General features: G+C 69.2%; 4 protein-coding genes. 1 reads left to right on the forward strand and 3 read right to left on the reverse strand.

All coding sequences use genetic code 11. From position 1 onward, the window contains the following. Nucleotides 1–9: 9 nt before the first annotated feature. From GWK61_RS03500 to GWK61_RS03510, 3 genes are all read right to left on the reverse strand, one after another. Entirely contained in the window at nt 10–7,422 is a 7,413-nt protein-coding gene (locus GWK61_RS03500) for an RHS repeat-associated core domain-containing protein (RefSeq protein WP_194904823.1), read from the reverse strand. A 547-nt stretch (nt 7,423–7,969) separates the two neighbouring features. Beyond that, the gene (glgB, locus tag GWK61_RS03505; RefSeq protein ID WP_194904825.1) at nt 7,970–9,829 is read right to left on the reverse strand and encodes a 1,4-alpha-glucan branching protein GlgB; all 1,860 of its coding nucleotides are present in this window, start codon (nt 9,827–9,829) and stop codon (nt 7,970–7,972) included. Then, on the reverse strand, nt 9,826–11,133 hold the full coding sequence (locus tag GWK61_RS03510) for a glycosyltransferase family 4 protein (protein ID WP_194904827.1): 1,308 nt from the start codon (nt 11,131–11,133) through the stop codon (nt 9,826–9,828). The genes glgB and GWK61_RS03510 overlap by 4 nt, the downstream gene beginning before the upstream one ends. A 178-nt stretch (nt 11,134–11,311) precedes the next feature. On the opposite strand from GWK61_RS03510, the gene GWK61_RS03515 reads away from it, so the two are divergent. After that, on the forward strand, nt 11,312–13,960 hold the full coding sequence (locus GWK61_RS03515) for an MGH1-like glycoside hydrolase domain-containing protein (RefSeq protein WP_194904829.1): 2,649 nt from the start codon (nt 11,312–11,314) through the stop codon (nt 13,958–13,960). The last annotated feature ends 284 nt before the right edge of the window (nt 13,961–14,244 follow it).

The raw sequence follows: 14,244 nt of genomic DNA on the forward strand, positions 1-14,244 counted from the left end.
CTACCACAGTCAATTGAACAATTGACCGATATAGGTCGCCAGAGAATCCCTCGATGAATCCCGCACGGCCGGGTCCGACCACGGCAAGGAGTAGGTGATCTGAAGGTTCGGGTTCGTCAGAAGCGGAAGTACCGCACTCTTACCATTGGGTCCCTGACATCGCGGACACATACCATATTCCGTATAGATTTCGGTGATGTCAGAGGGGTCAAGCCCCGCGGCGACAACCTGGTTGACCAGCGCCTCCTCCGCATGACCCGTGGAGTCAGAATGTGCGACGAATATCCTGCCTCCGGCACGAGCCGCGCCGTAGAGGTTGCCCCGGTTGTCGTCGATGAGCCGCTGCCATGCGGTGTGCTTCGCGAGGTCGGTGGAATAGAACCCGACCGGCGAACCCGGATCGCACACGTTGTGGACCAGGACGGCCGCGTCGCCGGCGACGACGAAATAGGTGTGCAAGCCGTCGATGGTGAGGTCGTAGGTGGTCATCGACGACGCGTAGTTGCGGACGTCGGCCACGGTGACGGCACCGTTCGCGCCCGTGGTCTGCAGGCGGTCGCCGGGTTTGAGGTCCGAGGCGTCGACGAACGCGCCGGCCGTCAGGTCGAAGTACGGGTGGTTCTGCGTACCGGTGATGGTTTTGCGGCCGGCCGATGTGGCGACCGTCAGATCGGTGAAGTCTTTGTCGGTGCGCGTGACGTGTATCCGGTCGACGCGGTGTTTCTCGACCTGCCCGTTCGGTGGGGCGTTTTCGACGACGTCGCCGACCTTGACGTCTTGGATGGGTCGGGTCGATCCGTCGGCCATGAGGACCGGGGTGTCGCCCTTGAAACTGTGAGCTCCGGGGGTGTCGCAGAGGTCGCCGACCAAGTTGCCGGCTCGGCTGGCGATGGCGTCGGCCTCGTCGGAGGCTCGCAGAAGCTTGCCGATCTTGGCGAGCTTGGTGAGTTTGCCCATCGGTAGATCGCCCACCACCGCCATGACGCATCCGGCGTCCACGCTCTGCGGGCAGTCTTCGATACGGCGGTAGTCGGTGGCGATGTTCAGGACGGTGAGGAAGTCGTCCAGATTGCTGTCCGAGCCGCCGCCGAGGCCGGCTTCGTAGGCGTTGACCGCGTTCTGCGTCTTCGAGAGTGTGGGATCGCCGCCGGTCAGAAGCATCATGTTCCGGGACGCCGGGTCCTGGCCGGTGTACTGGGCCTCCGCCATCAGCCCGATCTGACATCGCGCGTCGCAGGTGAAGGTCGCGGCCGGCCTTTCGTCGACCTGTTCCTGGTCGCACAGGCGCTTGGCGTATCCCGTCTGGTTGTCGCAGGGGTTGGCCGCGCCGAGGGAGACCTGGGTGTCGTGGCTGCAGATGCCGGGATCGGCGTCGCACTTTGTCAGGCCGGTCGGGTCCGAGGAGTTGACCGGGTCGTTTCCGGCATAGGCGTATCCGCCGATCGTCTGCGGATTGCTCGGCTGCAGGACGGGATCGGCCGATATGAAGCGTCCGGTGCTCGGGTCGTACTTACGGGCTCCGACGTCGACCAAACCGGTGCTGGTGTCGGTGGTCTTGCCCAGGAAGGTGTGGTCGTCGGGGAAGGTGCCGAAGGTGGCGGGTGTGGTGCCGCGGGTTTCGCCGAAGGGTTTGGTGTAGCGGCGGGCGGTGACGTGGCCTTGGTTTTCGTGGCTGGGGCTGTTGTCGATAGTGGTGTCGGCGCTGCCGTGGGCGTCGCCGGTTTCGATCGAGACGGTGCTGTCGGAGTTGATGATCGTGGTGGCGGCGCCGGAGAAGGAGTAGTAGCGCTGGGCGGCCACGGCTCCGGCGGTGAGGTGGATTTCGGTGGCGCCCAGGAACAGGGTGGTGGTGGTCTGGCCGGTGCCGGTACTGGTGTCGCGGCGGATGAGTTGGGTGCCGCCGGCGTCGTAGAGGTAGGACGCGGTGTGGCCGGCTGCGGGGTCGGTGACGGTGGCGAGGTGGCCTTCGGGATCCCAGGTGAGGGTCTGGTCGGCGGCGGTGGTGCCGGGACCGGCGGGGAACTTCCGGCTGGTGGTGTTGCCGGCGCCGTCGGAGGCGAAGGTGGCGGCGCTGGTGGTGCCGCCGGTGGCGTTGGTGACGGTGCCGAGCAGGTGCGGGCCGGGCCCGGTGCCGGGGGTGCTGCTGCTCCCTGACGGCAAGGTGTTGCGGGTGCCGGGGGCGGCGTAGCCGCTGTAGGTGTGGGTCGTGTCGGCACCGGTACCGCCCGTGGTGGCATGGTCGGTTACGGTGACCCGGTTGCCCATCGCGTCGGTGGCCATTCCCGGGGTGGTTCCGGTGAAGTCCTGCCAGTAGGGCGCGGGCCCGGAGCCGGCGGTGGAAGAGGACGTGGGCGCCGTCGTGGTGCAGCCGCCGATACCGCCGGCGGCGGGTCCGGTGCCGAGGGTGGCGCTGGGAGCGGGGGTGGTGCCGGCGTTGTCGGTCCAGGCGTGCAGGAGGCGGCCGAGCGGGTCGTAGCCGTAGCACTGCAAGTCGACGGTGCCGGGGCTGCTGGTGCCGGGGCTTTGGTCGTCGTTGGTCGAGGTGAGTTGGCCGGCGGCGTTGTAGGTGTAGGTCTCATGGGCGACGCCGTAGCCGACGGTCGCGCCCGAGGTGTCGGTGCCGACCGAGGCGTCGGTGAAGGACTGCACGACGCGCCGCGCCGCCTGGTCGTACACGTTCTGCGTGATCACCTGGTACGGCGCCGCACCGACGGTGCGGGAGGTGGTTTCGCCGAACGGGGAGACTTCGGAATCGTCCAGCAGGTCCTGGTAGTTGCCGGTGCTGCCGCGGGCGGAGGTGAGAGCGCCGGTGCGGCTGTACTTGTTGGTGACTGTGTTCGCCGCCAGCCCGGCGGCGGGCACGGCGGGCATGGTGTAGTGGTCGACCTGGCCGGTGACGGTGTACGCGGTCGTACTCTGATACACCCCGCCCAACGCGGCATCAGGCCCGGTGGTGGGGATCGACACCTGGTTGGCCGTCGGCCGGTTCATCACGTCATAGCTGGTGGTCGAACTGGTGTAGGCGAGCCCTGAGGCGGTGGAGCCGCCGACGTAGCGGGTGGAGGAAGAAGGCAGGCCTTTCGACACCGTGTCATAGGTCCAGCCGACGAGCTGATCGGGCTGGTCGGTGGCCGCCACCCCGGTGACCGGCGCGGAGTATTCGCCGGTCTTGCGGCCCAGGTGGTCCCAGGAGTTGTAGAGCGAGATGCCGCGGCCGTCGGTGGAGGACAACTGAAGCCCGGCGTTGTCGAAGGTGGCGGTGGTGACACCGGAATCGGGATCGTCGGTGCGGACGGTGCGACCCAACAGATCGGTGGTGGTGCTCCACGTGTTCTTGGCCGGGTCGGTGACCGTGACGGTGGCCGTGTCGTCGGCGTTGAAGGCGAACGCGTAGCCGGTGACCTCGGCGAGTGACTTGTCGGCGTCGGTGCCGGTCACGGCCGGCGGGTTGGCGTGGTACTGCCACAAACCGGTGGTGCGGCCCCGGGCATCGGTGATCGTGGAGCTGGCGACGCCGCCGGACGGCGGGATGGTGTCGGTGCGGTCGGCACCCCAGGTGTGGGTGAGCGTGGACCACAGCGGCTGGTTGTGGCCCAGCACCGTGGAGGTCACGGTGTGGGCAGGCAGGTTGTATTCGGTACTGGTGACCGACGGGATCTGCGCCGGATCGCTGTACTGGACGAACGCACCCGATGGCGCGTTGGTCCCGTCGTAGAACGCCGCACTGGCACGGTGTGGCCGGCCCAAAGCGTCGTACGAGGTCTGAGTCACCACCTGACCGGCGCTGCCGTCGGCGGGAGTGGCCTGGGTCTGCTGGGTGCGGCCCAACCCGTCGACGATCGTGTACGCCGTGGTGGTGTCTCCGGCGGCGTCGGTGAGCGTGTCGGTGTCGACGAACGACGGCTCGGTACCGCCGGGTCCGGCCAGGAAGTAGGAGTAGGAGACGTTCGGGCTGGCCGATCTCGCTCGATTCGGCTGCCACACCCCGGTGGTGCGGCCCAAACCGTCGTGACTGATGGTCGTGGTGTGCCCGTTGGTGTCGGTGACGGTCACCGGCTGCGCACGCCCCGGATCCAACGTGGTCACCGCCGGAGCCCAGGATCCGACAGCGCCGGTGGCCGGATCCGGGGCTGTGACCGCCACCGAGGTGGGCAGGGCGTGGTCGGCCGGGGTGTAGGCGGTGGCGGCGATGTTGCCGTCGGCGTCAATGGCCTGCAACAGTCGGCCGTAGGCATCGAACGCCGAGGCGGGGGTGGAGGATTTGGTGATCCAGGTGGCGTTGTTGGTGCCGTCGTTGGCCGATTCGACCTCGGTGCGGGTGACGTTTCCCGGTCCTGACGCGTCACCGAGCGGCTTGTCGTCGAAGAAGGTGCGGGTCCCGGAAATCTCCGCCTCGGCGGAGCCGACAGCAGGCGGGGTCGGGGTCCAGGTGCAGGAGCCGCCGTTCGGGATGACAGTGGTGGTGACCAAATCAGCCAGTCCGGAGCGCTGCGCGATGTCGGTGGTCGCGGCCGCGCCGGTGTTGGCGTACCAGGTGCGGGTGCACAACTGCGGCACCTTCCCGTCGCCCTGATCGAACCCGGAGGTTTGGCGGCCGTTGCCGCCAGAGGCGATGGCGCCGGTGAACACCGGCAGAGAGTCGTCGTAGGTGTAGTCGGTCCGGGTGCGCCGCATCCCGGTGGTGATCTGTGTGTAGGTGACGGTGGTGCCGGTGTGCTGGAACCTGGCCCGCTGCTTCGGCAGGGTGTCCGTCCGGTTGTGGACCGCGGTCGGGGCCGAGAGCACCGGATGGTCGATGGCGTCGGATTGCACCGGTGCCGAGGCGTCGGCGGATTCGAAGGTCTGCGTTTCGAAGACGCGGCCGGCCAGGGCGTTGTCGTCCACCGTGTTCGGGAACTCACCGCGGGAATCGGTGATGGTGACCGGCGCCGAGACTCCGGCCAGGTTCGGGTCCTGATCCATCCCGCGCAGGTAGGTGGTGACGGTCTTGGTGTTGAGGGTGTTGTAGATCCCCTTCGCCGGAGCGTTCGGGTCGATCTGGTCACCGGTGACCGCCACCATGGTGCCGAAGCCGCGGAACTGGTCGAAGGTGCGGTTCTCTTTCGGCGTCTGTTCCGAGTCGTTGGAGTGCCAGGCCGGCGATGAAGGATAGGCGTAGGTGGTGACCACCGAGGAGCCAGAGCCTTGGCCTGCCGAGGTGGAAAGCTTGGTGTTGTCGTCGGTCTGGACCTTGGTGACCACCCACTTGTTGAACCAGTCCAACGACGGGGCGGTGTCACCGGGTTTGGTCCAGTACTCCGGAAAGCACAAGGTGTGGTTCGCGTCCACCGTCGGGGCACCGCTGCTGCACGGGTACGCGGAGGTGTCGTAGGTGGCGCGGATGTCGCCGCCGAGCTCGTCGTCCACGCGCACCAGACGCGGCGTCGACTCAGGGCCTTGAGACGGGTAGGCAGGAGAGATCCCGGCGCGGTTGTCGAACTGCTGGTAGCCGAATGTCACATCGGGCATCTGCGTGTGCTGACCCCCCGACAGGCCGGTGTGGGTAACGGCGTCGGTCTCCAACGCCGTCCCGCCGGCCCCGGTGGCCGGAGTGACCCAGTGCTGCTCCAACTCCCAGGAGTCCACCGGCGTGAACGCGCTGTCGACCCGCACCTGCGTGGTCACCGTGGCCAGCCGCGCGGTCTGGAAGAACGTCGGCGCGACGTTGCCGCACGGGCCGGACGACGAGCAGATCTGATCGGCCGGCACATCCTGGAACGCCGCATCGTTCGCATCAGTGATCCCGGCCGACACCAGACCGGGACCAGGCGAGGTCAGCGTGGTCGGACAGGCGATCGGGCCACCGTCATGGATACACCGCGGCACCAACCCGAACACGACCTGCGCCGCCGGCCGCAAGCCCGCCACCACATCCGGGGCCCGGAACCCGTAGTCGATCCCGGACAAGTACCCGGCCGAGGTGTACTGCACCAGAGCACCGGTCGCGGCATGCGTATAGAAATTGAACTCGCGCAGGTAGTTGTATCGGACCACATTCCCGTGCGGATCGACGACGAAGTCCAGATTCCACCGCCACCCGGCCCGACAGGTGTTCGGATCGACAGTCGACGTCGGATCGTTGCAGGCCGTTCCGGCACCGGTGCCGAACACCGGCTCACCCCACGCCGAATACGTCGGCGAATCGCTGCCGTTGCCGCCCAGCGCGGCAGGCAGCCGGTTGGAACCGAAGTAATACTGCGTGCCGTCGGTGGTGGTCAGCCGCCAATAGGCGTTGTCGTCCGCGGGATCGCCGTTGCCGGCACCGGTGAGCTCCTCCACCCGGGACCCGTCGTCCCCCGATATCCGCCACATGCCGGTCGCGTCGTCCCGCACCAACTCCCCGGAATGCCCGGCCAGCGAGACCGTCGCGTTCGGGATACCCAAGCACACGTCGCCGACCGTCTTCCACGACGACGGAGCACCCGGCACCTTCGCACACGGCGTGAACGACCGCTCGATGTACCCGGCCCCGGCGTCCCAGCCGTCGCCGATCTGCGAACCCTGCGAGTTCGCGTTCGCGGTCTGGCCGTCCAGAGTCGACGACGAGTAACTGAGCCCCAACGGCGGCGCCGACCCGCCGAGCGAGGGCGGTGCGGTCATCGGATAGGAGTAGGAGAACGACCCGGAGTTCGACACCGTCCAGGTATCAGAGGCCTTCAATGGAGTCGCGCGGTAGTCACCGTTTCCACCGGCGGGCGCCGAACCCACGGCCAGGACCACCGGTGCGGTGGTCGAAGCCGCGGCGGGCAGGGACACCGTCGCGTCCAGGGTTCGGCCGCCACGGTTGTTCACGAAACCGACCGGCGTCTGGATCCGACAGCCGGCCCGCTCCGGTGTGGTCAAGGCACACGCCGGAAGCGCGACCAGACGGAGCCGATCGGCGAAGGAACCGCCGAAGGCGCTGCGGAAACCGCTGTAATCCAGGCTCAACGCCACCGACGCGGCAGCACCGCCGGCATCTGTACGCGACGCGGAAACGATCGTACCCGCCACCCCCGCACGCTGCGCCGCCGCATGATCCGCAACGCCGACACGCACGGCGACCGGCGAGGATGCGGGGCTGTTCGTCGATCGCACCGCGCCGGCGGTCGGAAGCGACAACGACACCGGCGTCCCGGTCGCATGCACCGCCGCGCCACCGGGCACCGTCAACGTCACATCAGCCACCGCCGACGACGGCCACACCGGAGCCGACACAGGAGTCACCGGCGCGGCAGCAGGGCGTGCCGCCGGTTTACCGACCGTCTTGTGCCCCGGCACCGACGGCTCCGCCACCGGCTTGTGCGGACGCCACTTCCCGGTCGAGGCAGCCGCACCCGTGCCGGGCAGCGTCCCCGCCACTGTCGTCACCGCCACCGCGGCGACCAGGACCCAAGCAGTCAACGGCCGACGGCCGCCGCGCCTGGAAGATGAGATCGAAGAAGAACGACGTGTCACCATAAGACACCCCCCGTGTCCACAAAGCGGCGGCAAACCCCATTCGCCGACTTGTCAGCAGGCTAACAGCGAGCGACCACTCGGACACAAGTCAGAGCTCTGATACTTTGCTCACCCTTTACGCCCCACGCGCGCCGCCGCGTCGGCCGAGTGCGCCGACAACCTCTGCAACCTGGGAGGATGCCGACTCGCGGGGGTTGAGGCTGATCCATCTGACCGTCGGCCGGTTGTTCACGTGTCCGATGCCGGCCAGGGCTGTGCCGGCGGCGACGCGCCAGAGCCGAGTATCGGCATCGCCACGACGCAGCGCGGGCCGCGGCATCGGAATCACCGTGCCGGCCCGCAAGATGCAGGCCCATCTGCGCTGGCGCAACGCCAACGCCCGGCACCCCGACGACTTGGCCCCTCGCGGCGGTGCCGGCTCAGCGGAGTCCGATCGAGGGCGTCGCCGCCACCGCCGCCGACTGACCGACTGACTGACTGACCGACTACATCAGCCCGATCCGTCGCTGGCATCCCCGCCAACCCCGAGATGCCGCCCCGCCAGCCACACCACGGACCGGGCCCCGACCGTCACCCGCGCCGACACCCCCTCGCCCGACGACGGGTCGGCGGCCGCCACGACCGCGCCGAGGTTGCCCGAGCCTGAGCCGCCGTAGATGGTCGCGTCGGTGTTGAGGACCTCGCGCCAGGTCCCAGGCCAGGGCATAGCGATCCGGTGGTCGCGGAGCTGGCCTCCGGAGAAGTTGGCGACGCACACCAGCGCGGAGCCGTCGTCGTAGTTCCCGAACCTGGCGAAGGCCAGGAGGTTCGCGCCGGCGTCCGATGTCAGCCAGTACGTTGCGTGCGGGTCGGCGTCGCGGGTCCACAGGGCCGGGGTTTCGCGGTAGCGGGCGTTGACGTCGGCCAGCAGCCGGGTGAGACCGCCGTCCTCCGAATCGTCGGCCGGCCAGTCCAACCCGCGCTCCTCGCTCCACTCGGCTCGCTGCCCGAACTCGCCGCCCATGAACAGCAGCTTCTTGCCGGGGAACGCCCACTGGTACGCCAGCAGCCCGCGCAGGCCGCCGACCTGGTCCTCGCGCGTGCCGGGCTGCTTGCTCGCCAGCGACTGCTTGCCGTGCACCACCTCGTCGTGCGACAGCGGCAACAAGTAGTTCTCGCTGAACGCGTACGTCGAAGGCTGTGTCAGGTCACTGTGATGATGACTGCGGTGCACAGGGTCACGCACCACATAGCGCAGCGTGTCGTTCATCCACCCCATGTTCCACTTCAGGTCGAACCCGAGCCCGCCCTCGCTCGTCGGCCGCGTCACCCCCGGCCACGCCGCCGACTCCTCGGCGATCGTCACCACGCCGGGGTGCCGGCTGTGGATCGCCTCGTTGAGGCTCCGCAGCAACGAGGTGGCGTCCAGGTTCTCCGTGCCGCCGAACATGTTCGGCTCCCACTGCCCCGGACCCCGCGAGTAGTCCAGGTGCAGCATCGAGGAGACCGCGTCCACGCGGAGCCCGTCGGCGTGGAACTCCTCGATCCAGTACAGCGCAGAGGCGATGAGGAAGTCACGCACCTCCCACCGCGCGAAGTCGAAGACCAGGCTGCCCCAGTCGGGATGCTCGCCGCGCCGGGGATCAGGGTGCTCATACATCGCGGTGCCGTCGAAGCGTGCCAGGGCCCACTCGTCCCGGGCGAAGTGCGCCGGGACCCAGTCGAACAGCACCCCGATCCCCGCCTGGTGCAGCCGGTCCACCAGGTACCGCAGGTCGTCGGGATGCCCCAGCCGCGAGGTCGCGGCGAAGAAGCCGGTCGTCTGGTAGCCCCAGGACCCGCCGTAGGGGTGCTCCATCACCGGCAGGAACTCCACGTGCGTGAACCCGTGCCGCTGCACGTGGTCCACCAGTTCCGACGCCAGGTCCCAGTAGGTCCGTCCACGCCGCCACGACGGCAGGTGCACCTCGTAGACCGACATCGGCTGCGACGCGGGCCCACCGGAAGCCTCACGCCGTACTTTCAGCCAATCAGCGTCCTGCCACTCATATGACGACGCGAAGATCCGCGAAGCACTCGCCGGCGCCGTCTCGCTATGAAAGGCCACCGGATCAGCCTTCAGCCGCCACACACCGTCGGCGCCCAGCACCCGGTACTTGTACCGGTCCCACTGCCCGGCGCCCTCGGCGAAGCCGTACCAGCAGCCGGTCCAGTCGTCGCGGTTCAGCTCCGCCGCACGGTTCGGGTCCCAGTCGTTGAAGTCCCCTGCCACCTGCACCCGCCGCGCGTTCGGCGCCCACACCGCGAAGCGGGTCCCACCCGACTCCGGGTGGGCGCCGAATGTGTCCCAGTACCGAGGCTCCCCGCTCAAGCCGCCAACCCCGCCGACGCCAGCAGGTTTCCGTCCGGTATCACAATCTGCCGCTCCCGCGAGCGCCACAGCTCCTCCGGCTCGGCCGGAACCGACGGCGCCGCGTCAACGGCCCGCGAGTACGCCGCCGCGGTCTGCTCGCCGACCGTCGGCCAGCCGTAGCGCTGACGCACCATCGCCTTGGCCGTGGCCACCATCCGCCGCGCGCCGGGCCGGTCCTCCAGCAGCGTGGACACCGAGCGCGCCAGCGCGTCCTCGTCGCGCGCCGGGAACGTCACGCCGGTGACCCCGGGCTCGACGATCTCGGCCAGTCCGCCGGTCGCCGACACCGCCAGCGGGGCACCGGCTGCGGCGGCTTCCAGGGCCACCATGCCGAACGGCTCGTACAGGCTCGGCACGACCATCGCATCGGTGGCCGCCATCGTCGCCGACAGGTGCGAGCCGACGAAGCCGCCGAAGCTGACCGCGTGCTGGAGCCCGAGGCGGTGCGTCAGGTCCTCCAACTCGCCACGGTTCGGGCCGTCGCCGCAGATGACGGCGCGCAGCCCGGGGTGCGCGCGGCGCAGTTCGGGCAGCGCGTGCAGCAGGTGCTGGACGCCCTTCTCGTGGACCAGGCGCCCGGCGAAGCCGACCAGCGGCCCGCTGCCGGCGTACTTCGCGCGGGCCAGGCCGACCTGCTTGGGCTCGGCCCGCCAGCGGGGCATGTCCACGCCGTTGGGGATGGCGTCGATCTTGGCGGCCGGCACGTCCAACAGCACCGAGACCTCCCGCCGCATGTACTGGGAGCAGACCAGCACCCGGGAGGCCTCCTGGGCCAGCCAGCACTCGATGGAGTGGATGCCGCGGTTCAGATCGCCGGGCAGCCAGCCCTGGTGCCGCCCGGCCTCGGTGGCGTGGATGGTGGCGACCAGCGGGATGCCCAGGTGGTCCTTGACCGTGACGGCGGCATGGGTGACGAGCCAGTCGTGGGCGTGGACGAGTTCGTAGTCCTGGCCGCGGGCGGCGTGCAGGGCGGTGCGGGTCAAGGTGTGGTTGAAGGCGACGGCCCAGGCCAGCAGGTGATCGGTGTCCAGGGGTATGACCGGCGGGTCCTGCGGGGCCCGCACCACGCGGACCCCGTCCACGATCTCGTCCAGCGGTGCGCCGGGGGCGTGGCGGGTGGCGACGGTCACGTCGTGCCCGGCCCGGGCCAGGGTGGTGGCCAGGGCGTGCACATGCCGTCCGAGGCCGCCGACCATGACCGGCGGGTACTCCCAGGAAAGCATGAGGAGCTTCCTTTTGCGGAACGCGGTCGTAGCGGTCATCGTCGCCTCCTCGTCAGGGATCACGGATGCCGTCCGCTCAAGGCGTGTTTCGGCGGTGCGACAAGCATCGCCGCAGGACATTGCGCGCACGTTGCGGCCGTGAGGCCATCGTGTTCGCGTTCGGCGCCCATGGGATTTCCGGAAACAGACCGAAACCATCAGGGTCCACACTGGCCCCATGGAAGACGCCGAGCGGATCCGCCTGAACGCCGCCGACGCCGAGGGGGACGCGCACGTGCCCTGGCGCAAATGGGGCCCCTACCTAGCCGAGCGCGCGTGGGGCACGGTCCGCGAGGACTATTCCGAGGGCGGCACGGCCTGGGACTACTTCCCGCACGACCACGCGAGATCTCGCGCGTACCGCTGGAACGAGGACGGGCTCGGCGGGATCTGCGACGACCAGCAGCGGTTCTGTTTCGCGCTCGCCTTCTGGAACGGCGCGGACCCGATCCTGAAGGAGCGGTTGTTCGGCGTCGGCGGCCACGAGGGCAACCACGGCGAGGACGTCAAGGAATACTGGTGGTTCCTGGACTCCACCCCCACGCACTCGTGGATGCGCTGGCGGTACCACTACCCGCAGCAGGAGTTCCCGTACCACGACCTGCTGGACACCACGCGGAGCCGGGGTGGCGCGGATCCCGAGTACGAACTCGCGGACACCGGGATCTTCGACGAGGACCGGTACTGGGCGATCACCGCCGACTACGCGAAGGCCGGGCCGCACGACCTGTGCATCCGGGTGCGCGTGGAGAACATGAGCCTGGAGCCGGCCACCCTGCACGTGCTGCCGACCCTGTGGTTCCGCAACACCTGGTCCTGGGGCATGCCGGGGCGCGACGCCATGCCGCGGATCACGGCCAGCGGCGCGCGGCTGGTCGGCGAGCACGAGCACCTGCGGCCCCTGTCGCTGATCGGCGAGGGCAGCCCCGAGGTGCTGCTGTGTGACAACGAGACCAACAGCGAGCGGTTGTGGGGGTACGGCGGCTACAGCGAGTTCCCCAAGGACGGGATCAACGACTACGTCGTCAACGGCGCGCAGACCGTCAATCCCGAACGCGTCGGCACCAAGGCCGCGCTGCGCTACGTGCTGACCGTCCCGGCGTGGAAGTCGGCGGAGATCCGGCTGCGGCTGCGGATGTCCGGCCCCGACGTCCCCCAGCAGACCCGCGCGATCCTTCTGGGCAGCGGCTTCGAGAAGGTGATGGAGGCGCGCGAGCAGGAGGCCGACGAGTTCTTCGACGCGCTGACCCCGGGCTCCTGCTCCGACGACGAGGCCATGGTGCTGCGGCAGGCCGTCGGCGGCCTGATGTGGTCGAAGCAGTTCTATCACTACAACGTGCCGCGCTGGCTGGACCATGACCCGGGCCACTCCGCGCCGATCGGCGGCGGCGCGCGGCGCAACGCGCACTGGTGGCACATGTCGGCGCGCGACGTCATCGCCATGCCCGACACGTGGGAGTACCCCTGGTTCGCGGCCTGGGACCTGGCCTTCCACGCCGTGGCCCTGGCCCGCGTCGACCCCGGCTTCGCCAAGCAGCAGCTGCAACTCCTCCTGCGGGACTGGTACCTGCACCCCAGCGGCCAGATGCCGGCGTACGAGTGGAACTTCGGCGACGTGAACCCGCCGGTCCATGCCTGGGCCGTGCTCCAGGTGTTCGCCGCCGACGGCAGCCGCGACTTCGGCTTCCTCAAGCGCGTCTTCCACCGGCTGCTGCTGAACTTCACGTGGTGGATCAACCGCCTGGACGCCGAGGGCAAGAACGTCTTCGAGGGCGGCTTCCTCGGCCTGGACAACATAGGGCCCTTCGACCGCAGCGCCGGCGTCCCGGCCGGCGGCGCGCTGGAGCAGAGCGACGGGACGGCGTGGATGGCGCTGTTCACGCTCACGATGATGGACATGGCGCTGATCCTGGCGACGCAGGACAAGGCCTACGGCGAGTTGGTCACCAAGTTCTTCGAGCACTTCGCCCTGATCGTCGAGGCGGCCAACACCCAGGGCCTGTGGAACGAGGAGGACGGGTTCTACTACGACGTGGTCCGCGTGCCGGGGCAGGAGGGCGTGCCACTGCGCGTCCGCTCGGTGGTCGGACTGCTGCCGCTGAGCGCCACCGCCACGGTGTCCTCGGCCGCGCTGGCCGCCGTCCCGGAGCTGGAGCAGCGCGTGGCCTGGTACCGGACGAACAAGCCGCACTACGCCGACGTCCTGGCGGGCCGCATGATGCCGGCCAGCGACCTCCGGCTGCTCACGATGGTCCGGCACGACCAGTTCCCCCGGCTGCTCCAGCGCATGCTCGACGAGAACGAGTTCCTGTCCCCCCACGGCCTACGAGCGCTGTCCCACGCCCACCTCGCGGAGCCCTTCACGGTGCGCCTCGGCGAGGCCGACTACAGCGTCGGCTACGAGCCGGCCGAGTCGCGCTCGACCCTGTTCGGCGGCAACTCCAACTGGCGCGGCCCCATCTGGTTCCCGGTGAACTACATGCTCATCGACGCCCTCGACCGCCACCACCACTTCTTCGGCGACCAGCTGCGCATGCCCTACCCGACGCCGCCGACCGCAGCACCCGGCACCCCACCCCACGAGGCAACCCTCGGCGAAATCGCCGACGACCTCTCCCGCCGCCTGGTATCCCTGTTCCTCAACGACGCCGACGGCCGCCGCCCCGTCTTCGGCGAGAACGAACTGTTCCAGAAGAACCCCGACTGGCACGACCTCATCCCCTTCCACGAGTACTTCCACGGCGACACCGGCGCCGGCCTGGGGGCGTCGCACCAGACGGGCTGGACGGCGCTGGTGATCAACCTGATCCTGCGGCGGTCGGGGTGAGGTGGTCGGCACGCTGCCCGGGTGCGGTCGCGCTGTGGTTTTAAGGGCTTTTTACGGCTTCGCGAATGGTTTGATGACCTCGCGGGGGGACGCAGTTCGGTTGTGTCCCGCAGGTTGCGCTGGCGGCTAGCCGGTTCTCGTGTGCACGCCGCGCGGCGGTTCGAGTCGCCGCCGGAGGCGCCTTTCGCCTTTGACCTTCGCCCGTGAACACGCACACCGCCGCCCGCCACCATGAGACCCGCGCTCACTCGAACCGCCGCGCGGTCGTGCCCAGACTCACCGGC

Source organism: Catenulispora rubra, from assembly GCF_015356825.1.
Classification (GTDB): domain Bacteria; phylum Actinomycetota; class Actinomycetes; order Streptomycetales; family Catenulisporaceae; genus Catenulispora; species Catenulispora rubra.